Origin of the sequence: Lysinibacillus sp. FW12 (assembly GCF_050817245.1) — a bacterium.
Lineage (GTDB): Bacteria > Bacillota > Bacilli > Bacillales_A > Planococcaceae > Lysinibacillus > Lysinibacillus irui.
This window is the reverse complement of the sequence record NZ_CP139094.1, coordinates 1781635-1806573: the sequence shown is the minus strand read 5'-3', so window position 1 is coordinate 1806573 and position 24939 is coordinate 1781635. Positions and strand designations below refer to the sequence as shown.

Genomic DNA, 24939 nt, shown 5'->3' with positions numbered 1-24939 from the left:
TATAATATTAATGATAAAGCTAACTTAGTATCTTTTATTATCTAGGTACTTTGCAAAAATATACTACGAAAATGAAAATAAAGACTTCTTACTAAAATTGGATATAATCTTATTGAAGGAATCAAAATATTAAATCATTATCTACAACAATATGAAAATGAGAAAACAGATCTGTAACTATCCTGTCTTAGTAAACTATCAACTAAAGAGGCTGGGACAAAACCCACCTCCGTTGCATCTTGTGTGCAACCCTATCTATTAGCTTATCGGCAAATGCGCGATTACTATTTCCATACTGTGCCCATATTCTTTTAATCATATCTTGTCTAAATGCTTTAGTTACACTTCTATCCCTCGATACTTTTGCAACTTTATATAGAAGACCTTCTTCTCCAAGTTTTTGAAGTGTTTGAGCTTTTCTGAGAAATTCATTTTTAGGCATCCAGTCTTTGTAAACTAGTGTAATTGTTACATCTAGCCCCAAAATATCCATATACAAATTTGGATTATTTACATATCCATAAAGCGTAGGATTTCCACCCGCAAGTCCAATCGGATTTATTTGAGTATAATTCCCTTGCACTGGGTCGTAGTATCGGAATCGGTTATAATACAATCCAATTTCTACATCTTCATACTGCCCTTGATAACGGAATGGAATAAAGTCTTTCTCACCTGTAACTTCTTTCACTTGTCCATAAACATCAAGTTCAGCTGTCCAAACCCTATTCACTTTTTCATCATAGGCTTCAACAGGCGTTCCAAGATAATCACTAATAATACTGTAATAACCTTCATTCGTGATTTTTGCCAAAGGGACGAAGCATCATGAAAATACTCATGCAACTAGATTATTTGCGATGTCGGCATCAGTCTGTAAAGCATTCTGTGTAAAATTTCTAAATATATCTGAATTATCTTGCAAGAAATATTCATGGAGAATTGTATTCCCATCCCACACGAATCTCATAGTTTATTTGCTAGACCCCAACCAGAATTAAAAATTTATCAAAATCGTCCTATCCTGATGGATAATATCTATAAAAGTCTTTATAATTAACATCTTATCTAATGCATATGGTAAAATTAAACAAAAATATTGGAGGAATAAGAGAATGATACCTTTTGAAGAAAACATAAAAATTTGGAATGACACATTAGAGGAAATTAGTCATCCTATTTATAAATCTATTTTAAATAATTTTCATATAGATTTGATTAAAGAAATTTCATTTAACATCCAAGCTGGTATTGTCCAAAAAGATTTTGATTCCATTATGAATTATTCATTAAAGTACATTTTACAATCTCTTTTCATTCAAATTAAAAAATCAAAAGAATTCGAATTAATGGTATTAGTTTTTGGAGATAAAGTGTGCAATGAGTTTGAAAAGCTACTTCTTTTGGATGCTATTGATATTTCTTACCATATAGATGATTTTATTACCGAGAAAGAAATGGAGGAAGAAGGTATTACTGTGGACGACTTAGATAATTTTCTTAATATCATTGTGAATTTTAACGAAAAGCAGTTTGCCATGTTAAAACTAACTAATTCTGTCCATGAGCTAGGAGAATTAGCTTTTTTGAATCTAGACACTTCAGATACATTCATTAATGGTAACCATTATAGTGACTATGAAGAGGAGTAATTCCTCTTCATAGCCATTTAAGTAAAATTGCCTCCAAAGAAGATAAAGTAATGAATACTTAGAATTTATTAAAAAATATGATTATCACAATTACATTCTAATTATTACTTGCAGTCCCTACCGTATCAAAATTTAACCCTTTAATTCCGTTTTTTTCAATAAAATCAATAAACTTTTGTGTACAATAATAGTTTGAACTAACTTTAGCATCTCTAAATAAAGTTTCATTTTCTACTTTATCTAAAATAAATCTTATGTTTTCACTTCGCATCATTGCAAGAGATTCTTGCAAATCTAAACCATCAAAATTAATTGCTGTGACTACATTCGTTACATTTATATAAATAAAATCTTCTGCAATGCCTTTGATTTTTATCGGGAAGATTTCTATAATGTCAGAAAATTTTTCAATAAAAAGATTTTTAAATTTCGCTTTTATTATTAATGTATCTCCATAACAGCGTGAATCAAAATCTAACAATTTTCCTCTTGTATGTTTATCTTCAGAGATACCAAAAATCTCTTCTTTCCAATCCAGAGTAATTTTTTGTCCCGTAAAACTAGAAAAAAGACTAATATCCTCCTCATTCAAAAAAGTTAGGTCTTTAAAACTAAAGTCATTCTCTATTTTAAATATTTTCATTATAAAATCCCCTTTTACCAAATTTTAACGTTAAATAATAAATCATTCCTTATATTTTCTAGCTCAGTCAACACTGCTTCTCTTGCTTTCGCTCCACCCAATTTTTCAGCCATGTCTAACCTATTATAGACATTTTTAAAATACTCGTTGGTATGAATTACTCTATGATAAGCACCAGGTTGTAAACTATTTGGATCTATATGCTTCAAATAAACACCATTTTCTGCACTGTTGACATCAATCTTGAGTCTTTTCAAGATTTCTCTGGCTCTTCCAGCGTGTACGTTTGAATGATCCCCCGCTACAATATGATGAGCTGCTGAACCTTTATACTTATGCCAAGCACGTTTCATGTACCCTTCATTTTTTCTTAACTCTCGATTAGCTTTGTTCATATTTTTCTTTAACTCTTTAGTACAAGAAAGACCAAAAATATCTATTGAGTTATTTGTATCTTGTACATAGCCATATAAGACCAAACCTCCATTAAGCCCAATTGGATCCTTTTGCATATACATACCCTCAATTGGTGAATAATATCTAAATCTGTTGTAGTAAAGGCCAGTTTCTTCATCCTCGTATTGCCCTTGATATCGGAATGGTATAAAATCCTTGTCACTGTTAAACTCTTTTGACTGGCCATAAATATCTAACTCATTGGACCAAACCTTATTACCATCAGTATCGTAGGCTTCAGAAGGTGTACCTAGATAATCACTAATAATACTATAGATCCCTTCTCTTGTAATTTTTGCAGAAGGAATAAATGTACCTTCATTGAAAATCCAAGTTATAAGACTATTATCAATGTTAGTTTTGCTTGAAGATATATTCTGAATATTAGTTTCACAAGCACTGCTACCTTCTAGCCACTCATGCAGAATCGTATTGCCATCCCATACAAATTGCGTTGCCCTATCCTCAGAACGCTTCTCTATCCGTCTACCTAGAGCATCATACTTGAAAGTAACTTCCGTATTATCTGGCTTTATGACCTTCGACATCATGCCATTGCCATAATACTCGTACTTCCACGTATCTCCATTGTTTTCAACTTTCTCTATGAGATTTCCTTCTTCATCATAAGAGAATTCGGCATCTTGTGTTTCTAGTAATCTACCTCCAGCACCATAAACACGATCTTTTTTGTCTTTTGTTTCATATAGATTGCCGACATCATCGACGCTACGGTATAAGAAATCAAATTTACTGTCTTGATTAGCCCAGACGAGGTTACTGAATTCGTCGTATCCATACGTTACTTTTACACCAGTTAGCTCATTGACCATGCTGCGTAATTGGTGATTCACATCCCAATTATACACACGTCTTCGCGTATTTCGGCTTTGACTACTTATGTCATATTGCCATTTACTGATGACTTCTCTAAGTAAGATTCTTTCAATTTCTTGGCCAAGCAGATATGCATACATTTATAGTTGAATACTTGGTTATTAAGATCAATGATTAGATTTGATTTTTGCTATCAGCCAAACTTCGAAAATGAATCAGAAATATCTTACAAAAATAAAAAGTTACCTAATTCATAAGTGAAAAAGGTAACTTTATTCATTTCATTAATTGAATCTTAATAAGTTAATCATGTATTAGTTGAACGTTTCTATTTCCCTATATATTCGATTGCTTTTTAACTATCAACTAGTACCTAATGTTCTTTGAAATTAATAACTCCCTAACATCTCTATACATTTCTAAATAGCAATCAGATACTATTTTTAATATTTTTATACCATTTCACATCAATTAGCGTCAGTGAAACTTTCTTTGTAACCAATCGTAGTTTTTATGCATTGTTCGCAGATTTCTCCTCACCACACTCTTTACAGGTGTGGCTGCAATCCTCAACATTAACGCAAAATTCGTTTTTCAATCCTACATAAAATAGATAGTAACCTATTACAAAGGACTATATTATTCTTTTAATAAACATGTGCTTACTTTGTCTAATCCTTAAATGTTTCTTATTTCAGCCATCATCTCATCAAATACTGATAATACTTTAATAAATTCACCTACGTCTACTTTACTTATCTTGCCATAGAACCAACCTAATCCTATCATATTTTTGTGCTTAACAAGGTTCAAAGATTTATTATACGATCGATTGTAGATAGTTAGGCACTAACTCTAACTCCATAAATTGAATCCCTTTAAGATTGCCTTTTTCACATAATGATTTAAATTTTTCTGAACCAAACAAGTATCTTCCCAGTTTTAAATCGTTTAATTGAAATAAATCAAGATCAGTGTCTTTTAACACCAACCTTATATACTTATCAACGAAACTTCCATCAACTTTTAATTTTGCATTACTTGGAACTTCTCTTGTAAGATACTCAGATTTATCATAATCAACTAATGCATGTCTTTTAATACATTTAATAAAGCAAAATGAGTCTTTTACTTTTGGTTTACCTTTTGTACTCACAACATGTAAATTAGCTATAACATAATCCTGTAATACATTTATTTGATCCATTGAAGATAAAAATTTTTCAGAGATTATATGACCGAAGAAATTTTCGTAGTAGTCAAATTGAATTTTGCTTCTCGTTATTAACCATAGTTCTTTAGGAAACTCCATTTGTTCAATAAATGGTCGGTTCCAATTATAGCTCATTCCTTCTTCATATTTGTCTTCATTAAAACTTTCGTGCAAAACCCCATCTAAATAGATGGGAGAAGCAGCATTATTATTGACTAACATAAAATATTTCATAAAATTACCCCAATCGTTTACAAGTTGGATATTTTCTTAATGGTACGTAATCTTTACTAAAATGCCCTGTTTGAAGTTGATTTTTAAGTTACATTTGTAATTTACGAATTTGTTTTCTAGCCTGTTTTTCATCTATTAAATTATTATCAAATTCTGCATATATATTGCCTACTCTGTTCATCACATTACTATTATAAGCACTATGAGAAGTATTATGGATAAAATCAAATATACTACCTTTTAAAGTATCAGGATTACTAGGAATCATCATACCATTGAAAGCTTCATCTCTTAAACCACCCATACCAATATCATTGAAGAAAGTTTGATATTGTTTCCACACATTTGTCGGAATTACATGATGCGCCTGATGTCCAGCTGTCTTACTTCCGCCCTTTTTTAAGTTAGCTGCTAGGATTTGACTCGGTGCTCTCGATAAACCAAATATATCAATCCATGTATTCGGATCACTGACATACCCATAAAGCGTAGGATTTCCACCCGCAAGTCCAATCGGGTCAATTTGAGTATAATTCCCTTGCACTGGGTCATAGTATCGGAATCTGTTATAATACAATCCAATTTCTACATCATCATACTGACCTTGATATCTAAATGGAATAAAGTCTTTCTCACCTGTAACTTCTTTCACTCGTCCATAAACATCAAGTTCAGCTGTCCAAACCCTATTCCCTTTTTCATCATAGGCTTCAACAGGCGTTCCGAGATAATCAGTAATAATACTGTAATGACCTTCACTCGTAATCTTTGCAGAAGGGACGAAGCTATCATTGAATACCCATGTAACTAGATTATCTGCTATAGCAGTACAACTTCAATAAAAAAACATATGTAAAGAAAATGCTTACGACAACTTCTTCACATATGTTGCGACAACTTAATTAAGGCAGTAATAAGTGGTACTTCCCTCTTTGACAAACATTACTCCTTTTATCTTTTCTTCTTTACATGCTTTCTTTCATTCTTACAATATGATGCCCTTCTAAAGAATGGGGAACATATTTTATAGCAGTAGTTTGATTGGTCCGGCTGGTAAGGTTTTTAATAATGTCTATACTCGATTTCTCGATATCTAAACAAGGTACTAGATTTAATATATTTATGACAAAAAACAATTCATTCATTTCACCAGTGTTTGTAGACGTTATTACTGAAGAAATCCACTGAAATCATCCTAATTGCTCAATCATCTATTATTTAATGTTACTACTTTACCTGTTGCAGGATCGATTGTATATGAAATAAAAACTCATTAGGATTGATTCTACCGAGACTAATATCTTTGGCAACCTCAAGTATTGGCCTACCAACAATTGGTCATTAACTTGGCTTATTTAACAAAAAAATTTTTTACGCTTTTTGTAGGTTTCCTTAACTACAAGATAAACGGAGTTGCATTTTCGACTTTTTGTAATTTAACCTCTTATATCCTTAAAGTTAAATTAGTTATCTTAGTGTAAAAACAATCAAAGCCATTGAAATTTTATCGTAGTAAAATTTCAACGGCTAATTAGCTTTCAGAAGATAGTTTCTTCATAACTTCCTATAATTACCTAGCTATGAAGTTAAATTATTATAAATTTGTATCAAACTTCCCAATATAATGTAATTCATTATAAAGTTTATTTTTATCAGTTACTTCTATCTCTGGATCCATGTAATAAAACATTGCATTAACATTTTCTAACCCTTTTTTAATACAAATATTCTGAATTTCTTCCATTGTATCCTGTGATACCGATAACTCTTCCAACAATACCCTAACATTCACCATGCTATCTTCCTTATAAACTCCAATACAATCCTCATCATACCATTTTTCGTTTATATCCAGACAAAATTGGCATACTTTGTAAAGAGGATCATCAATATCCATATCTGGATCGTCATAGTCTAATTCAAAGTAACTTTCAAAAGTCTCATCATCACTATTATTGATTCCTACCCAAACATGCACTTTAGACATATCCATTTTTATTTACAACTCACTTTCATATATTTTCTATGGTACTGCCCTATTATTAATCTTGCTTCTCTCTTTGTGTTTGCTCCCTGTAAAGCATTTGATAGGTGTATATGGAAGTTACTACTTGCTTTACTAGACTGATTACCTATTCTTTTCTTACCTGTTGAATGCGGACCTGTGTGTAAGTTACCATCTTTATCAGGTACATCGACAAATATAAATTTATCTTTATCAATTGCCATCTTTTTTAGTTCTTCTGCTTTAAAACCTAATTCTCTTGCTTTAGCTGCATCTGATACTGGAAAAAGTTCATGTTTACCACCGCCATTTCTCAGCTGTTTTTTAACAGCTCCTATGTTAGCAGAAACTTCTTCTGGTGTAGCATTATTAAACCATTTATCAAATCCTCCATTTTTCCAAGGTGCCATTCCAAAGACATCGAACCAAGTATTCGGATCTTTTACATATCCGTACAAAGATGGATTCCCACCCACGAGTCCAATCGGGTCAATTTGAGTATAATTCCCTTGTTCTGGGTCGTAGTATCGGAATCGGTTATAATACAATCCTGTTTCTACATCTTCATACTGCCCTTGATAACGGAATGGAATAAAGTCTTTCTCACCAGTGAACTCTTTCACTCGTCCATAAATATCAAGCTGAGCAGACCAAACCCTATTACCCTCTTCGTCATATGCCTCAACAGGTGTTCCAAGATAATCACTAATAATACTATAATGACCTTCACTCGTAATCTTTGCAGAAGGGACGAAGCTATCATTGAACACCCATGTAACTAGATTATCTGCTATAGCAGTATCGGTTTGTGAGGAATTTAGATTTTCTAAAGTATCTGCAACATTCTCCGTGGAATACTCATGCAGAATCGTATTGCCATCCCATACAAATTGCGTTGCCTTATCCTCAGAACTCTTCTCTATTCGCCTACCTAATGAATCATACTTGAAAGTAACTTCCGTATTATCTGGCTTAATGACCTTCGACATCATGCCATTGCCATAATACTCGTACTTCCACGTATCTCCATTCTTTTCGACTTTCTCTATGAGATTTCCTTCTTCATCATAAGAGAATTGGGCATCTTGTGTTTCTAGTAATCTACTGCCAGCACCATAAACACGATCTTTTTTGTCTTTTGTTTCATATAGATTGCCGACATCATCGACGCTACGGTATAAGAAATCAAATTTACTATCTTGATTGGCCCAGACGAGGTTACTGAATTCGTCGTAACCATACGTTACTTTTACACCGGTTAGCTCATTGACCATGCTGCGTAATTGGTGATTCACATCCCAATTATACACACGTCTTCGCATATCACGGCTTTGACTACTTACGCGATGGTGTGTCGGTCTACCTGTGATGTCATATTGCCATTTACTGATGACATCCCCTGGTAGGATTCGCTCAATCTCTTGCCCGAGTTCATTGTATTGCATCGAGGCTGTCCACTGGGCTTGCTCGGAGCGAGAGGCAGTCATTTGTAAGATATTGCCCAGCTCATTACGCATGACATCGATTTTGGCACCGAGGCTGCTTGTTATTTGGGAGCGATTGCCTAACTCGTCATAGCTACTGGCAATCCACTGGTCATTTTGCCACTCCTTGATGACTTGGCCGGATGGGTCTCGTTCTAGTTTGACGGTTACATGCTCGTTTTCCGTTTCTCGTAGCGAGCCGTTTTTGTCATAGGCAAACGTTTCCCATGTGCCATCATAGTAGTCTGATCGTATGACATTCCCTAGATCATCATGCTGATACGCTGTCCAACGATTTCCTGGACGTTGGATGCGCTGAACCAATCCTGCTGGACTTCGCTCATACGTTTTTTCCATATCATCAAAGCCGATTTCCTTGATGATATGGCCTTTCGTATCACGTTCAAACGTATATGCTTCTCCTCTTTCATTGATCACAGCGGTTAATTGCTCCTCTGTATCATAGGTGAATTGTACTTTCTTACCACCTTGTTTTCGAGACGTTAGGCTACCAAGAATCGTGTAATCAAAGGCAACTTGCGTATGGTTATCCTTCGCAAAAATAATATCGTCATAGGCATTGTACTGTAATTGCACATCGTTACCATCTGAAAGATTTGCGCGAACAAGGCGATTCAAGTGATCGTAATGGAACTTCTCTGTCGCCCCTAATGGATTGGTTGTACTAATGCAGTTACCTCGGCGGTCATATGTCCAAGTGGAGCTTGTCCCGTCTGGTAATGTCACTTGGCTCAAGTTCAAATCTGCATCATATGCTAAGCTTACCATATGACCTTGCGCATTTGTCACTGTGTCAATTAAATGATGCTCATTATAGGAAAATTCAGTCTTTGTACCGTCTACTAACATAATTGCCTGCAATGTACCGTCTTCATTATAGATCCACTGACGACTTCCGCCCTCTGCGTTAACTGCTTGAATGAGCCTATCCTTAGTATCATACTGTGAGGATAATGTACTGCCATCTGCAAGAGTGATGGTTACCGGATTTGCCCATTCATCATAGCTGAATGTTGTTGTGCGGCCATCTTCATCTACTTCTTGGAGTAATTCAAAGTCCTCATTATATTGATAGCTGACTTCACTGCCATCTGGATAGACAATTTTCGTACACAAGTTATCTTCATTAAAATAGTAATAGCTTGTATGTCCTAAACTATTAGTGATTTCATTATAGCCGTCGAAATAGGCAAGCTCACCTGCTAGAACATTGCCATCTCCCCATGTTTTGATTACTCGTGCCCCTGTTGTTGGGCCATCGTAGCGCCAGAAGAAGCTATTTTTATTGCGGTCGATTTTTTGCATCATTAAGTGATTCACATAGGTTATATGCGTGCTCTGACCTAATGCATCCTGAATTTCGATTAGATCCTGAACATCATTATAAACATAGCGCACCAATACTTCACGATTGTTCTGATTACGTAAGGCAACTTCTGTCATTCTTCCTGCCTCATTGGTCGTAACATCTAGAATTCTGCCAACGCTATCTGTTACTTGAGATAGGAAACCTTTATTGTTATAAACAAATTGAAGATTGTGCTCTTGCTCATTTTTTACTTCTTTTAATCGGTATGTTGTTGTTGTTACTTGTTCGAATGCATAAATTAATCGTGTATCATGCTCAAACAAATGATACTCTTCCCCTATATTTATCAGGGTCATTCTTTCTTTTTTATTAAAATATGGCAAATTTATTGGTAAAATTGGAAACCCGACTGCACGACCATCTGTTACTACAATCCCAATCAGGTCTTCTTCCTCAAATATCTCTAAGGCAAGATCGTAGATAAAGTGCATACCATGACCTGACAAGCCAACCCTGCTACTATCACTGTACCAAGCTCGTTCCCATGAAAGAGGGATTGGTCCAGGTAGCTCAAAGTCTACACCTTCATATATCATTCGTCCTGTAATTAAATCAACAGGTTCAAAGCCTTTTTTACAGAATTTATCACTTAACCCTTTTGTACAATTAAATTTCTTTAATACCCCATGGTTAAATTTCGTTAGCTCTGTTTTGGCCATTGCTTTCATACCGTCTACTGCCTTCGAAACAGCTAGCACTTCGTCCATCGAGGCGATGACTTTATCTGCTGCTGTCTTGACGCTCTTTGAGCCTTTGTTGGCTACCGCTGATACGGTATCTAGCGTCTTGGATACTTTTGTGTAAGCTGCTTTCAGTCCTTTTACTGCTTTTGAGGCATCAACTGCCTTATCCGCAGCCTTTGCCGTTTTACTCGCCGCCTCTGCCACTTTGGCCGCTTTCTTGGCCTTATATGCTGTTTTTGCTGCATCACCAACTATTGGAACTGCACCCACTAAGTTCATGGCTGCTCCCATATAGTCTCCCCTCGCTAAACTAATACCTGCATTCGCAATATCTGCAATTGTCCCTATACCAGGAATGAATCCGGCTACATCCAATGCCAAACTTACACCATCTAATAAACTACTAAAAAAGCCTTTTTTCTCTTTTTTCACCTCTGCCTTTTGGGGGAAAATGACGTCAACTTTCGACGTAGCTTCGATTGCTTCTTCATTTAACTTCGGTGGTTGGCTTTTCTTCTCCGTACCTTCCTGATCAATAAGTGTACTGATTAACTGTGTGTCAGCGGCAAGGATTACATGACTTTGCTCCTTTGCTGAAATGGCAATCCACTCTTCCGCCTCTACAGATAGCTCTTTCATCCCGCTAATGTCAAGTGTTTCATCCGCTGCAAGCATGATGGTACTGTTACTAAGAAATGTTACACCTTCTCCATCATCCATCTTTAAGTCCAATACCCCATCTACTGCACTAAAGGTAATATCCCCAACACCTAATGTCACATCTTTCCCAGCATTGGTCGCTAATGATTTAACGGTCGTGTCCGCCATTTTCTTCGTCTGCTTTTGACCACCCTCAGGTGTGACTGGGTCTACCCGGACAGAGCTAATAACGATAGCCTCTTCTTCCACTGCACTCGGAAAATGTAATTGGGCACGTGCTCCTATTTGAGGCATTAAATACATAACCCCATTCGCATCGGCAGAATAAGCAAACCAATGGGCCTTTGCTTTATCCTGTTTTTTATCGATATCCAAATGAATTTTCACCGTGTTCTGTGTGACATCGATGATCTTTCCTGTAAAAGCTGCCCCAATAAGATCTAAATTGCGTACCAATCGCTGGCGAATACTTTTCTCTGGTTGGGCGGAATATTGAAACTTTAAGACACCACCCTCAAGACAGACTTCCCGAGCCGTAATAACATAGGATCTTCCTTTTAATTGGACTGAAGTGCCCAGCTCATAGGCCTCTGTGCTTTCAAACTCACAAAAAGTATAATCGATTTTGCTTTCATCAGTGCCATCGTTTTCAGTAATTAGCCGATACGTATCGATATCCATACGTAATGTGGAAGGTAAATGGTCGATTGATATGCTTTTCCTACTTTGCGGTGTACCAAACCAAAATCGCGGACCTTTTCCTTTTAAATCTGGGAAAACAACCGCATGTAAATTTGAGGCCATTCTTTTAATAAATGCCCAATCTGTTTCTAAGTATTGAATGGAAATATGACCAATGGCTTGGCTATTAGAAGCATGGTCGATGTAATCACCATGAGGGTAGGCTCCCACAATATGATTCATTAACTCTACATACGTCATATTCGCATCTTGGAAAGAACGGGAGCGTTTCTCAATATCCATGTTTGCTGTAAACGATACCGCTTCAACTAAGACATAATGCACCCCTTGAACAGCCTGTAACTCTGCATTTTCTATTCGTCCTGAAAACAAAATACCTTGCTCTCGTCCAAATTTCACAACCACTTCATCAGTATGACTGACCCTTTGAATATACTTTTGTGCTTGCTCTTCAGCAATCATTCCTGTAAAGTACAATCTCGCATGGTCATTGCCTTTATGTTTAATGGTTAGTTTATCTAAATGAATTAGAGGATAAGGCCATTCAAGCACAAGATCCTCATACGTACTAATCATGTGGACTTCCTTTTTTTCTAGCGTTGTCATTGCTTACCTCCTTTCAAGCAATTATTTTTTTAAAAACCTTGTTTTGGTATTTCCAAATCCTCTTGTCCATCATGAACTATATCGATTTTTCCTCCGCCTGCAGAGCATTGCGTATGACAACGGTTTAATAGCGCTTGCTTCCCCTCGATATTGACATTTTCCATCCCTTCCATCCAGTCGATGGAACATGCTGGCGTACAAGGCTTTTTTAATTTCAAGCAAACACCAAAGGTTGGGATATTTTCAGGGTTTCGATCGCCTACATTCATAACGGCTTTGCCTTTTATATAAACACCATGATCCTGTGGTAAATTTAAATAATTCAGATGGCTACCATGCTCACAGGAAATGATTGCTCCATGTACCACATAACTAAATTGCTCTTGTCCCGAACCCTCTGTCTCCAAATTTTCTACAACTTGAGCCATTTGCTATCCTTCCCTTCGGATTATTTGTGAACAATTTCGCGTTAACACTGTAGCAACAGTGTTTCATTATAATTTTTTAGAATGGTTTATCGTCTCTCTAGCTTTACACGCTGTAGCTGAATTCCAAGAAATGGTCGTCTTAAGAGACTTTCTGCCACATCTAAATTAACGATGGTAAAAGATTCCCTTTTGCTATCGACCTGAAAAATACAATCCAATTCCACTTTTTTGGGGTTAATCACAAGCTCCTTTATACGTCCGTCTGGATAATACGTCGTTTCATGGGAAATACAATGCTTTTTCACAATGTCTAATAGCCAATAGATGCGCTGTGTCCCTTTCTTAACATCCGTAAAAACAATGGCTGTAAATCCCAAATTATCCTCGTATTTTACTAATAACTTTTTTAATTGTTCAGACACGATTCTCCGAGGCTTTTCTAAATAATCCAAATAGAGTGCATTCTCTTTTTCTATCACTTCTCCCAAAACAGACGAACAGACAAAATCATCATCGAGGTCTGTCTTCAAAGGAATAATTGGATTGGTAATACTTTGATCTTGCCGCAGAATAAAATACTCCATCTTTTCCTCCTGTAACCACTATTGCTTTCCCACATCACTTTTGCACAAAGTTAATGAATCCAATGAATGTCTTTTATCTGTTCTGGGCTGAATAGATACTTTTCTTGATCGCGTTTAAAGAAGGTTGCACCTTTTAGATTGGCACCTGTAAAATTAGCACCTGCCATCTGCGCAAACTCAAATCTTGCATTTTCTAAATTTGCATTACTGAAATCTGTGCCAAGATAGCTCGCAACTTCATAATTGGAAAGCCTTAGCGTTTGTCCCTGCGCATGAATAAAATTCGCACCTGCTAAATTAGCCTGTCGAAAATCAGCATCTTGAATGGCTGCATATGAAAAATCAGCATTGGCTAATCTACACTGTTGAAAACTAGTACCGATGCATACACTGTGTTTCCATGAGGAGCCTTCTAAATTACTCTCTTTGAAATTCGCATAGGAAAAGTCCATCTGATTGAAATCTATCTGCTGTAAGGGAAGGTTCGAGAAGTTTTCAAACGTATACGATTGGTCGGTCTCTTTTTTCTCTAACCATAAGAGAAGGTTCTTCTCCTCACGTTCCCGTTCGTCGATGATTGCAACATCTTCACTGAACCCTTTATATTCACCGACACGAAAACGTAAGCACGCTGTTCGTTGAAAATTGATTTTTGGTACGCATTCTTTTTGATAGCGAAAGAGATAGCGTATCAATTGAATGATAAAGTGATGAAATAGGATAACTGTCTGCTGAATAATGACTCGAACGTCCGCTGCTTGAATACTGAGATAGGGTTTTCTTTCTTTTTCAAGTATTGTTTGTAACTCTGTAATTGCTTCACTTAGCCAATCCGCTTCATACTGTGCCGTGCATTCTGTCCATTCGTAATACCAAGCTTCTCCATATGCTTCTAGCAAATACGTAAACTTGTTTTCTAGCAAAGACGTTCTTAGCAATGAAAAATGAATAAAAGCAACAGATGCTAATCTTCCCTGCCCTTGCTGCTCTCTAATATTCGCAAACAGCTGTTCAAGGGAGTGAATGATTGGCTGTAGCAAAAGTTCCTTGTTTTGGCGAAACTGTCGAACAACTTTCTCTTGCAATCGGCTGACATGAACTGACACGCATTCATCCATAAAATGCTGTAATGTTTCTTCTCGTTTCATGCATCCACTTCCTCACTAATTTGCTCGTACTTCCGTTCCCTTAATTTCCATTTTGTCTTCCATCTTGATGGAATTATCTTTACACGTCATCTCAATTTTCTCATTTGCATTAATCATAATTTGCTTCGCATTGATGACGACTTTATCTGTTGCTTTTAAGTTAATATTTTTATCACTTATAATGGAAATACCATTATCATCCATAAGTGAAATCATTAATCCCCCACCAGAAATGACAATCCGATCAGGTGCTAGTAGAATTTGTTTCCCATGCTTCGTTCTCAGTGTTTTCACATCTGGATCAGCCATTCGCATCGGATCTTGGCGACTATCTTCTGAAGGTGCAGCACCTAATTGCCCACCGCCATCTTGACTAGTAGGATTCGTTGCTGCTAACATTGCTCCAGATTGGGGAGGTGCTTTTGATACGGAGCTAATGGCAATCCCTTCATCCTCACGATTGCTTGGGAAATAAATTCTAACGTTGTCAGATAGCTCGGGCATAAAATACCATCCTGTATTATCTTCCGATGCATAGATTGTTGAATATGGAAACCAATAGGCCGTGTCCTTTTCTTGTCCCTCATCAAAATTGACATGAATACGAATTTTGTCCCCAGCCACATCAATTACTTTTCCTTGAATAGAGGCACCAATAATAGCTTGATTGTAAGTCGTGTGGACACTAAAGCCATTTTGTGGTGTTAACGTATAGATATGCTTTAATAAACCATTTTTTAGCTTTGAGACAATTTTATACACATACAATTTCATTGATTGGAAAGTAACTTCATTACCTATTTTGAATGATTGAGTCGACTCCACCTCATAGTACATGTAGTCACTATCCGTAATGCTATCGAGATGATTTTTACTAGAGATCAAGAAGTTGCCGATTGCTTTTTTAACTCGGTAATTAAGGGCATCCATTTTTGGTGTGTTGCCCGGTTGAAACGGTACACCGAAGTAGAACTTTGCCGCCCCATGAATGGTATCTGGCACCAAGCCTGTATGAAATCTCGATGCCATTCGTTTAAGAAATTCCCAATCGGTCTCTAAATATTGCATCGTGAAGCTACCAAGACTAGCCCCCTTTGTGACATGGTCCATAAAGTCCGCGCCTGGTTGATCGGCAATACATACATTGATTAATTCACTATAGGGCATGCTTGCATTTTGATATGTTTGATTTTTCTTCTTCACATCTAACTTATACGTATGTGAAACGGCTTTAACCTCCAAATAATACGTACCCATAACCATTTTCACTTGCACATCCAACGCAAGCCCATTAAATATAGGTTTTGATTGTCCATTGCTACTTATTTGTAATACTTCAATGGCCGTTTCTGCATCTGTCATATAGACGTAGGAATCTTCAAGTTCATCTGGAATCACGCCTGTTAAACGCAATGTTGCATGCTCGTTCATTTGTTGTGTAATTTCGATTTCACTAACGCGGATATTATAGGGCATCACAACCATATCTTTATACGTTAAAGCTGTTTCCTTATTTACTCGCTCCATCAAACAACACCTTCTCCATCTAATGATTTGTTTTCGATTGAGATTGATTCCATCATGCCGTATGCAATGGGTTGCCAAATAGGCATTTCTGTTTTCAAGCAATTCACGGAGCCTGTTGCTACATTATCGCCTACCATAAACAAAAACATTAAATTGTAAATTTTAGAATCTAGAGCCTTCGTAATGAAATCAAAATAGCCGATTTGACGACCATCCACTTCTTTTATGCCGATATCTAACATATCAGCATCTGGCTGTAATTTTCGAAGGATATTCATCATCGTATGTGTAAAATCTTCTAATTCCTCTTCTTGAATCTGTTGCTCCATCATTTTCATCGTGATGTTAATAGATGTACTTTCACTTGTGTAGATATAATCGGGTCTACGGCTTGATGGATATTTAATATCCATTAATTCAGGTTCCATCTCTTCAAAAGCTGTAGGAATAAACATCCGAATTTGGTCCTCATAAAAACTACTCTCTGCAAATTCAATCATTTCATCTTCAATCGTTAGCTGGCCTTCTTTAATGGCTTGAACGATGTCAGTATGTAACAATTGGTTTTCGATGTTCTCCAGTCGTTTCTTCTGCCTTGCATGCTTTGTCATCTCAATGACTTCTTCATCCATGAAATTCATTTTAATTTCCCCTCCTTTGTTATTCGTATCTCCTTTTCTTCCCCTAACGAGCAAGCATCTTAATCCACTAGTAGACTACTAATCAACTATCATGCGTTTTGGTCGCCCTTGACCAATCCCTTTCATACGACCACCGCCCTTAGATTCCAACAAAATACGATTTAAATATTTATGAATTTGGCTATTAGATAAAGTTTGATAGTCCAACTCTAGCCGGTTGCAAATATAGAAATCAATTACATCTCTTTGCACTCTCTCCTGATTTAAGCACTCTAAGGCAAAGGCAATATCATACGGATTAGCAGGCCGGTTTTTTAAAAGCTCTCGTGCAAAGTATTGCAAAATGAGTGGATGGTAGGTGCTTTTTTCTAACCCTGCATACTGACAATGAAGATAATTTACGGTGTTATATTCTGTCGCAAAGTCGAAAAAATCGGTATGCTGTGAGCGTAGTTTGGCACCTAATTTTAATTTAAAGCGCGCTAATTCTAGTTCATTATGAGCAAGCTCTAACACATCGTCTAAGACAATCTCTGTTGTGTAATTGCTAAAATCTAAGTCATTTGCTTCTTCAGCAAATCGTACTTTTAAAATCGTTTCACTTCCTGTAGCTTCATAAGGAAGCTCATAGCTACTATGTAGCAAATAGAGCCTTCCTTTATGCTTAATTATGCCTTTTGTAATGATAAGACGTGTATCCGCTACAATAATATGGACACCAGCAATGATGCCGTTTGAATAATCTTGAAAATATAAATCTAAAAAATCTCTTGGGTAATCTCGTAAATTCTCCAGCATTTCTCGCTTTAAAATGCGACCTTTATGAAAATGTGGATATTGATTAGCAAACAAGCTGTCACCCACCTCTTTTCTTTTTTATCACGTGAGCTTGCTCTACTTTAATCCGTCAAAGAAATCTAGTTCCGATAAATCAGCTTCAAAAGCGAAGAATTCTTTTTTTCCAATAAACAGTTGTTCGTCTTTTCGCGCTACTGGCACCACATGGAAGCCCCAATGATCTTCGCCTGCAAAAACAAAGAATTTCACTTCGCCATTCATGATAGAATCCGTCTCGTCTTGTGGAATTTTATCGTAATAGTTTGCTGCAATATTTTCATAAAGAACAGGCTTAAAATTCTCAGGACGATTAAAGTAAGTGTATTTATAGGATGACTGATTGTCACTGCCAGTTAGGAAAAACTCCACTTCTGTTACACCCCATGGACGGGAAATAGTACCATGAATTTGGTTTAGCCTTTCTAAGCTACTAATAAGTAATTTTTCCTGGCGATTATGCGTAAAAGCACTTACAGCATAAGGTACAACAGGAGCATGATTTGTCACTTTTGTTTCAATCATGCCTATCTTTTTCGCATTTAAATAGCGCAGTGCTCCTCTAAGGCAAGCAAGCTTTAATTCTGGCACTTTACCAATATTTTCAGCTTTTTGCCTAAATTCAATGCTTCGTCCTGGTACAAATTCTTTTAAAGCCTCACGAAATGCATCAATCTTACAGGACTGTCCAGTTAATTTAATAATAGAGTATTCGCCCAAAAGGCCGCTCTCATAAAATTCCTCTAAAAACTCACGCACAATATCATAAATATCAGCCTTGATAAGATGATTAATTTCTTTTATGTTGAAAAAGACATTTGGATAATCATAAACTTCCTTAAATTGATTGTTTTCAAGCAGAGATAGGCACCATCGATCTACTGCTGTCACATTTAAATCGCTATCGTGCTGCATATCACTGTCCGAATAAAAGCGGCTTCTTAAAATGCCTGTTTTACGGAAAAATTCTTTCTTCATTTCCTCTGCCATTTCCCATAAGAAATAATAATTATTTCGGACACGTAAATATTCATCACGTGTGCGATTTTCGTATTCCTTAAAGCGAGTTGGAATGATATACTCAGCATCCGAAAAGGCTTTTTCAAATTGTTTGTATACCTCATCAACCCCATGATCGTCTACATATCGATAAATATCCTTGCCTGGAATATCAATTAGTGCATCAATATCATAAGCACTTTTTCCCCGACTATAGTAATTGGCAAAGACAATCTTCATAAATTGGAAAATACGATAGGTAATATTGTTACCACCAAAATTGGTATCTCCATTTTCATAGGTTGTATGAATATCAATTTTGTATGAAATATGTCCATCCTCTATTCGAAACTTACAGGAGGAAAGATCGGTTGTTCCACCACCACAATCAATGACCAGTGCCTTATATTCCTTCCCATCCAAGAAGCTATTATTCTCTATTTGATTGGCGATTGTATTATAAAGAACGGCCATCCCTTCATCGAGAGCATGTTCCGTTTCGATGTTGTATTCGGGTAAAATTGTCTGAAACATATCTAAAAATTGATTTTTCAGCTTTACAGGACTCGAAATATGTAAATGCTTGAAGCGACATTTAAATTGATGCTCTGCCATTTGAATAATATAAAGCATAAACTCTCTTAATATCTGACTTCGCGGAACAAGTGCTGTATTGCCGTTCGCATCCATTATCTCTTCCAATTTGGCATAATTACTAACCCAGCGTTTAATGCCTTGGAATTTCGTTGCCAATGAAGTGTAGCTATTTTTTTTCATCATTTTTAACGCTTCATAGCCATAGTAATAGCTCACTTGGTCTTGATTTGAGCAATCTGCCACTGTCATGACTGTCGGCACTACTTCGATCCATTCATTTTGGTGAAGCGGATCGGGAAACTGGACAAAATTGATGCTATTTAGCTGAATTCTGTCATTTAATAGGTCGTGGCTACAAGGAGAAGAGACATAATCACTTTCTAAGTAAACACCGGCCGTTGTATTGGTAGTTCCAAAATCAATAGCAAGAATCGCATCGGTTGTTTCTAGCTGTTTAATCTCTAAATCTGGTATTGGAACCTTATAATAGTGAAGATTTGTAGGCGGAAGTGGGGTCTCCTGATAGTAAGTCTTATAGATATACTCAGAATCTTGCTTTCTTAAAAATATAAAGCTGTAGTTTTTATTGTTAGTCTTTCGAATTTCTAATGCCTCATCTGCCGCAAAATAATACTTGTTTGGCAGCTGATCGTCTTTTATAACATGAAGGATGCCGCAAAGATCTAGCTGCTCATTGACTAGCAGTACATTGGATTCAACTAGAAATCCACCGGTTTCTACAAAATACTGATCTGGCTTATCAATTTTCATACCGCTATATAAGCTCATTTTGGCAGGAATTTTTATCTCACCATTGTCAGACAGTGGTGTTTTTAAATACTTCTGCATTGCTGCTTCTACTCTTTCGAATCCCCCATCCTTACTTTCTTTAATTAGAGGGTTTTCTTCAGCGCCACGATATCGTAAAATTTTGTCGATTAACTCGTCTCTAGTTAATGTGTTAATAAGCCCTGTCACAAGTTTTTCCTTATAACATATATTCCTCAGCTGGAAGGTTGTCATTTCCATTAATTCTACTCGTGTATAGGTCATATATTTCTTTTCTGTATAACGCTTATTCGCATACAGCTTATATGAATATTTAGTCGTCATTACGAATCCCTCCTCTGCCCTGTTTAGTAAAGAGCTATTCGATCTAGCTTCATTGTTTCCTCTGCATCGATTATGCCGAAGTGATACTGCCAATAAACCTCTAAATGGAAGCTGATAGGCAAAAATATTTCCTGTATGAGTTGTACCTTTTGCTCATTCTGCTCTGTCTTCTTCTGACTTATATATAAAAGCAGCTCATCTTGCTCCTCTGATTTTACATAGATGAAACAACCTTTAAATAGCCTTTTTAGCGTATCCTTTAATAAATAAATTTCATCCCCTGTCTGGTACAGTCTCAGCATGTTCAGGACCACTATTTCTTGTTCCTTTTTTGAAAACGAACGAATATTTTGACGTACTACATTGCCAAATACATTCGCTTCGATATCTTTTAAAATAAAGCGAATAAAAAACTCTTTTTTATTCATCCCCTGCATACGATCAATGTCAGCTAAGAAATGCAGTACGATGTCGAAAAGATATTCCCTAAACGCTCTATCAGACGTATTATCCGGATGAAAAAGGTTGTTAAAAATATCAAAGTAGCGATAGTACGGATTTACTTCGACGTGCTGCTCAACCAACTGTGTATTTAAAAACTGAGGACTAAGCTCCATATAGGGCGAATATGTCTCGGCAAGATGAAAATTTATATCCTTTTTAGAAAGTCCCTCATCCTCGGCTTTAATGAGCAAATCCCAAATATAATTCATAGCCACACACCTACACATTTATATTCAAAGAAATGTCGTTGTACTTCGGATACTAAAAAGCTCAAAATATCATTTGCTATAAAATCTTTTTTCGCTTTTGCCTTAAACTTTAGTAGCATCGTTTTTTTATGACTATTTTCTCCTATCATTTCTGTTAAGAAAGGGTTTGCTGAATGCGTAATACCTGCCCTTGAAAAAGAGTCCACTATATCTACATCTACTAGCTCAACGCTAACAGCTGCCTCGAAGGAGTTAATCATCCTAGTAATCTCCCCCTTCGTTTTAACATTTGCAGTATACTTACTAGCAAATTTGTGCATAAAATGCTCTATTCGTCGATTGGAAACAAGCTCATAATGAAGCTTTCCAATTTTCTCATCTTCCATTTTTGCAATTTTGATTAACTGCCAAACCCCTGACTTGTCTTGTGGTGAAACAATGGTTAATTCATTATCTGAACGTTTAACGTAACGAACATTCTCTTCATCCGCTTCAACAAGATACCCATGCTCGTTGCCGATTTTGCGGATTGAAAGGACATGCTCATAATTGATCTTATCGATAGCAGGAATGGGGAACCCCACATTCTTGACCTCATGTCGTTCAATATTCCATAGTGGAACCATGTCCAGTCTCTTTTTTGACTCGTATTCCTCTAAATCAACCATTATCTCAATGATTTCAGTATCTTCATTTAAAGGGGGACAATCTACTAAATTTACATCCAAAAATTTATAGGCGTACGGGTGATTAATGGTTTTCCACGGCAATCCATTAATTTGGAATATCGGATATAGCTTATCGATTTCTTGCAAATAGTCTGAATTTCTTGAAAGACTTACCTTTATCTCAACTTGTCCTTCTGTTGTGACGAGAGTTCCATTAAAGCATCGTTCCTCAACTAGTAACTGATGAATTTGTATCGAGTCACACTCTAGAAATAAAGTACACAGGACGGCTTGTTCTTTGTTTTTTAACGATTGAAGTAAGTTAGCTGTATCGATTACTTTCGTTTCTAAATCAGCTGGTCGCATCGGAAATAAACATTGATGAATCGGGTCAACATCCTCCTTTGAACTAAGCGTTACATAAATGTCAAACCTATTCTCAACATCTTCTATTTCGTTAAATACTCGCTCTTCAAGCTTTCTATTCATTTCATCCTGATAGTCAATTAAATTTACAAAAACGCCACTGACAATATCTTTTAGCAGTTGACGTTGCTCTAAATCCTCTATTTTGCGTAACCGTTCATACATGAGCTCTTTTATCACTTTACTTTCCCTCTTTCATCACTTCAGCATCAGATGACTCATTGGCAGCTGCCCCTTCTTCAAATGGTATTGCCGCTTCGTAAGATGGGTCTATATCAGTAGCCGGTGCCTGAGGAGGTGGATTTAATTTATCATTGGCGTTCATAACCTTTCGCTCAAGACCTAAAACCTTTGACAGTAGCTCTGTCTCCTGATAAATTTCCTGTGCAAGTGTGTAATATTCAATCGCTTTTCCGTACTCTTGACGTGCATAGCTCTGATCTCCACTTTTTTCTAAACCTTCTGCCTTCAATTCCTTCTGGGCCTTTTTCAATTCAGCAATTTTAGCCTCTGTCTCTTCTATTTTTGTCTTTATTTGAGGCTCACCAGTATAGGAGATGGTGAGAGCTTTTTTCCTTGCCTTTTCATATGTTTCAAGTGCACCATTGTAATCTTCTGCTTCAAATCGAAAATCTCCATCCTTCACAGCTTCAGCAATTTGAACAATCGTATCCATATTCGCTATTCTTTGCTCAGTTGCTTCCTTTCCAAAGTTCTTAATGAGCTTTCCTTCTTTTTTAGCCTTTTCATATTGCTCAAGAGCATCTGTAAATTTTCCTTCTTCGGCTGATTTATCTCCATTTAAGATGAGATCTGTAATTCTTAACTTTTTAGCCAGTAAATTTCTATGTATTGGATCTTTCAATTTTTTGGCTGCATTTCTGCCCTCACTATATTCCAGAAGCGCTTTTTCATAATTTCCATCTTGAAAATAAAGATTTCCGCTCTTTTCATGGTCCTTCATTTCAACGGTTAATTCTGCCATTTTTTTAGCTTGCTTCGCTTGATAAAACAGGGTACTGCCCCCAACGACTAAAGCTACAATTAATGCCGCAGCAATCATTTTAATGTACTTCATTTTTTTCTTATTTGTTTCCTGATAAACCTTATTAGCAAATATAGTGGCAATTGTATAATTATTTACAACCTTCCTTTGCCTACTTAAAAGCACCTCTTCTAATAAATCCGTGTATTGCTCAGGATCTTTCGCATCTTCCAGCGCGTCAGCCATTTCAATCTCATTGACATCCTCCCAAAAGCCCGCCGTGCAAAGCACTAACACATCGCCATCCAATAACTTCATTTTCTTAGAAACAAAGGGCTTAAAATCTTCAGGTTTACCAAGATAATTTAGTAGGTTGCTTCTTTCCTCGTGCTGGCTTATATCCAGCGAACGATTCCTGCTGTTAACGATCTCCTGCGCTAAGCTTTGATCAGTGGTTTTATACGATAAAGTACCATTACGAAAATGATATAGCCTCGAATTCCCCGCGACTGCAACAATCATTTTTGAGTAATCAGATACGACCATAACAATACTTGCCTTTAATCTCACCCTTAAGCTTTGAGCCTGAAGTATAGCTTGCGCATTTCTTAAATATTTTTTAATACTTCTTCTAGACATGGATGGCTTTTCCATAAACTTTTCCAAAATTGCCTTCACAGCAAGTTCTGCGCTACTTATTTCCTGATCAGAATCTAACCCTTTTACAGCTACCCAGCAGGCTACATCGTCGAGCTCTGTATAGGCAAAGTAATCTTTGTTCTGCAAAAATGAACCAGCTTCGGATAGAAAACTAGTTTTAAAGTCGCTGTTTTCTTTTCTCATGATTACTCCTCCTTAACATGTAAAATGTTTACCATGTTTTTTCTAGAATAACGATGGTTGCATTATCTTGATTTTTTAAGCGTTTTTGTTCAACAGCTTTAATAATGTCTTGAGCAATATCATAGGGAGGAGTTTGCTGTGAGAGAATTTTTTCCATTTCAACCTCTGTTAACGTGTCATAGACTCCATCGCTAAATAGACATACCTTGTCGCCTCTATTTAGCTGAATAGGGCTCTTCCCAATATCAAGATTTTTAAAGCCTTCATACCCTAAATAATTGATAAGTCTCTTTTTCAGAGGATTTTCTTGCACCTCAAGCTGAGTTATTTCACCTGATATATATCGCTCTGTTAACACTGATTCAAAAATGTGCTTTTGGTTAACCGCTATAAATTCGCCATTTCTAAAAATTTTGATAACACTATCTCCTACAGCCCCCCAATGGAGTAAACCTTCATTGTCGATAATAGCCGTGACTAACGTAGTTCCTCCGTTCGAGCCATTTAAATTTTCTAAAATCATATGATTACTTGCCATCGCTGCATCCTTAAAAAAGTTAGGTAGATTTTTTAAGGTAGTAAGCCTTTTAAATTCTTCTATAAATGTCGTGACAGCGATAGTACTGGCCATACGACCATTGGCTAAACCACTTATACCATCTGCAAGCACTGCAATTGTGCCATGCGTCGTTTCGGTTGTGGAGAAATAATCATCCTGTTCATCACGTCTTCCTATCGTTTGGCCATTTCCAATATAAATTTTCCCTTTATCCATTTTTTGAGCTAGAATACCTCTGATAATTAGCAAAACGATAAGGATAATCATGAAAATTAAGGCAATTATGTAAGGCACTAAATTTTGGTCCAT

The 24939-nt window shown here is 36.5% G+C and carries 19 protein-coding genes; 1 reads left to right on the top strand and 18 read right to left on the bottom strand.

The genetic code is table 11. From position 1 onward, the window contains the following. Positions 1-202 precede the first annotated feature (202 nt). Complete coding sequence (locus SJW71_RS09245; protein WP_274793671.1) at positions 203-814, bottom strand: RHS repeat domain-containing protein; 612 nt, start codon at positions 812-814, stop codon at positions 203-205. Positions 815-1115: 301 nt separating this feature from the next. Here SJW71_RS09245 and SJW71_RS09240 point away from each other — a divergent pair, with 301 nt between their 5' ends. Next, complete coding sequence (locus tag SJW71_RS09240) at positions 1116-1652, top strand: hypothetical protein (RefSeq protein ID WP_431812029.1); 537 nt, start codon at positions 1116-1118, stop codon at positions 1650-1652. Positions 1653-1749: 97 nt separating this feature from the next. Here the strand turns inward: SJW71_RS09240 and SJW71_RS09235 are convergent, their stop codons facing one another. The 17 genes from SJW71_RS09235 to SJW71_RS09155 all read right to left on the bottom strand — a co-directional run bounded on the left by SJW71_RS09235 (position 1750) and on the right by SJW71_RS09155 (position 24939). Beyond that, complete coding sequence (locus tag SJW71_RS09235) at positions 1750-2295, bottom strand: hypothetical protein (RefSeq protein WP_274793673.1); 546 nt, start codon at positions 2293-2295, stop codon at positions 1750-1752. A gap of 14 nt (positions 2296-2309) precedes the next feature. After that, positions 2310-3728 (bottom strand): RHS repeat-associated core domain-containing protein, encoded by a 1419-nt coding sequence (locus SJW71_RS09230; protein WP_431812028.1) that lies wholly within the window; start codon positions 3726-3728, stop codon positions 2310-2312. A 680-nt stretch (positions 3729-4408) separates the two neighbouring features. Next, positions 4409-5035, bottom strand: a complete 627-nt coding sequence (locus SJW71_RS09225; protein ID WP_274793669.1) for an Imm43 family immunity protein — start codon at positions 5033-5035, stop codon at positions 4409-4411. Between the two features lie 88 nt (positions 5036-5123). Further along, positions 5124-5774, bottom strand: coding sequence for an RHS repeat-associated core domain-containing protein (locus SJW71_RS09220; protein WP_274797347.1), 651 nt, complete (start codon positions 5772-5774; stop codon positions 5124-5126). A gap of 855 nt (positions 5775-6629) precedes the next feature. Continuing rightward, positions 6630-7028: an immunity 22 family protein gene (locus SJW71_RS09215; protein ID WP_269898168.1), complete on the bottom strand. Its 399-nt coding sequence runs from the start codon at positions 7026-7028 to the stop codon at positions 6630-6632. 2 nt (positions 7029-7030) lie between these two features. Beyond that, on the bottom strand, positions 7031-12565 hold the full coding sequence (locus tag SJW71_RS09210) for an RHS repeat-associated core domain-containing protein (protein WP_431812027.1): 5535 nt from the start codon (positions 12563-12565) through the stop codon (positions 7031-7033). A gap of 29 nt (positions 12566-12594) precedes the next feature. Further along, positions 12595-12993 (bottom strand): DUF4280 domain-containing protein, encoded by a 399-nt coding sequence (locus SJW71_RS09205; RefSeq protein WP_036075055.1) that lies wholly within the window; start codon positions 12991-12993, stop codon positions 12595-12597. An 86-nt stretch (positions 12994-13079) separates the two neighbouring features. Then, positions 13080-13577 (bottom strand): hypothetical protein, encoded by a 498-nt coding sequence (locus SJW71_RS09200; protein ID WP_274793678.1) that lies wholly within the window; start codon positions 13575-13577, stop codon positions 13080-13082. 50 nt (positions 13578-13627) lie between these two features. Then, positions 13628-14725: a pentapeptide repeat-containing protein gene (locus SJW71_RS09195; RefSeq protein WP_322605624.1), complete on the bottom strand. Its 1098-nt coding sequence runs from the start codon at positions 14723-14725 to the stop codon at positions 13628-13630. 15 nt (positions 14726-14740) lie between these two features. Continuing rightward, entirely contained in the window at positions 14741-16252 is a 1512-nt protein-coding gene (locus SJW71_RS09190; RefSeq protein WP_322605625.1) for a phage baseplate assembly protein V, read from the bottom strand. After that, positions 16252-16893, bottom strand: a complete 642-nt coding sequence (locus SJW71_RS09185; RefSeq protein ID WP_322605626.1) for a hypothetical protein — start codon at positions 16891-16893, stop codon at positions 16252-16254. Before SJW71_RS09185 ends, SJW71_RS09190 begins: the two co-directional genes overlap by 1 nt. Before the next feature lie 78 nt (positions 16894-16971). Next, positions 16972-17745, bottom strand: a complete 774-nt coding sequence (locus SJW71_RS09180; RefSeq protein ID WP_322605627.1) for a DNA and RNA helicase — start codon at positions 17743-17745, stop codon at positions 16972-16974. A gap of 42 nt (positions 17746-17787) precedes the next feature. Continuing rightward, positions 17788-20436, bottom strand: coding sequence for a molecular chaperone (locus tag SJW71_RS09175; RefSeq protein ID WP_274793683.1), 2649 nt, complete (start codon positions 20434-20436; stop codon positions 17788-17790). A gap of 23 nt (positions 20437-20459) precedes the next feature. Further along, positions 20460-21155 carry an iron-dependent peroxidase gene (locus SJW71_RS09170; protein ID WP_274793684.1) on the bottom strand — a complete coding sequence of 232 codons (696 nt, stop codon included), beginning with the start codon at positions 21153-21155 and terminating at the stop codon, positions 20460-20462. Beyond that, positions 21146-22423: a normocyte-binding protein gene (locus tag SJW71_RS09165; protein WP_431812026.1), complete on the bottom strand. Its 1278-nt coding sequence runs from the start codon at positions 22421-22423 to the stop codon at positions 21146-21148. Before SJW71_RS09165 ends, SJW71_RS09170 begins: the two co-directional genes overlap by 10 nt. A 1-nt stretch (position 22424) precedes the next feature. After that, positions 22425-24071: a serine/threonine protein phosphatase gene (locus SJW71_RS09160; protein WP_322605629.1), complete on the bottom strand. Its 1647-nt coding sequence runs from the start codon at positions 24069-24071 to the stop codon at positions 22425-22427. A gap of 28 nt (positions 24072-24099) precedes the next feature. Beyond that, positions 24100-24939: a PP2C family protein-serine/threonine phosphatase gene (locus tag SJW71_RS09155; RefSeq protein WP_431812025.1), complete on the bottom strand. Its 840-nt coding sequence runs from the start codon at positions 24937-24939 to the stop codon at positions 24100-24102.

What these genes read in the sequence shown, in the direction of transcription:
- SJW71_RS09240 (WP_431812029.1), top strand. Translation starts at nt 1,116, where the DNA reads ATGATACCTTTTGAAGAAAACATAAAAATTTGGAATGACACATTAGAG.
- SJW71_RS09235 (WP_274793673.1), bottom strand. Translation starts at nt 2,295, where the DNA reads ATGAAAATATTTAAAATAGAGAATGACTTTAGTTTTAAAGACCTAACT.
- SJW71_RS09230 (WP_431812028.1), bottom strand. Translation starts at nt 3,728, where the DNA reads ATGTATGCATATCTGCTTGGCCAAGAAATTGAAAGAATCTTACTTAGA.
- SJW71_RS09225 (WP_274793669.1), bottom strand. Translation starts at nt 5,035, where the DNA reads ATGAAATATTTTATGTTAGTCAATAATAATGCTGCTTCTCCCATCTAT.
- SJW71_RS09215 (WP_269898168.1), bottom strand. Translation starts at nt 7,028, where the DNA reads ATGGATATGTCTAAAGTGCATGTTTGGGTAGGAATCAATAATAGTGAT.
- SJW71_RS09210 (WP_431812027.1), bottom strand. Translation starts at nt 12,565, where the DNA reads ATGACAACGCTAGAAAAAAAGGAAGTCCACATGATTAGTACGTATGAG.
- SJW71_RS09205 (WP_036075055.1), bottom strand. Translation starts at nt 12,993, where the DNA reads ATGGCTCAAGTTGTAGAAAATTTGGAGACAGAGGGTTCGGGACAAGAG.
- SJW71_RS09200 (WP_274793678.1), bottom strand. Translation starts at nt 13,577, where the DNA reads ATGGAGTATTTTATTCTGCGGCAAGATCAAAGTATTACCAATCCAATT.
- SJW71_RS09195 (WP_322605624.1), bottom strand. Translation starts at nt 14,725, where the DNA reads ATGAAACGAGAAGAAACATTACAGCATTTTATGGATGAATGCGTGTCA.
- SJW71_RS09190 (WP_322605625.1), bottom strand. Translation starts at nt 16,252, where the DNA reads ATGGAGCGAGTAAATAAGGAAACAGCTTTAACGTATAAAGATATGGTT.
- SJW71_RS09185 (WP_322605626.1), bottom strand. Translation starts at nt 16,893, where the DNA reads ATGAATTTCATGGATGAAGAAGTCATTGAGATGACAAAGCATGCAAGG.
- SJW71_RS09175 (WP_274793683.1), bottom strand. Translation starts at nt 20,436, where the DNA reads ATGACGACTAAATATTCATATAAGCTGTATGCGAATAAGCGTTATACA.
- SJW71_RS09160 (WP_322605629.1), bottom strand. Translation starts at nt 24,071, where the DNA reads ATGAGAAAAGAAAACAGCGACTTTAAAACTAGTTTTCTATCCGAAGCT.
- SJW71_RS09155 (WP_431812025.1), bottom strand. Translation starts at nt 24,939, where the DNA reads ATGGACCAAAATTTAGTGCCTTACATAATTGCCTTAATTTTCATGATT.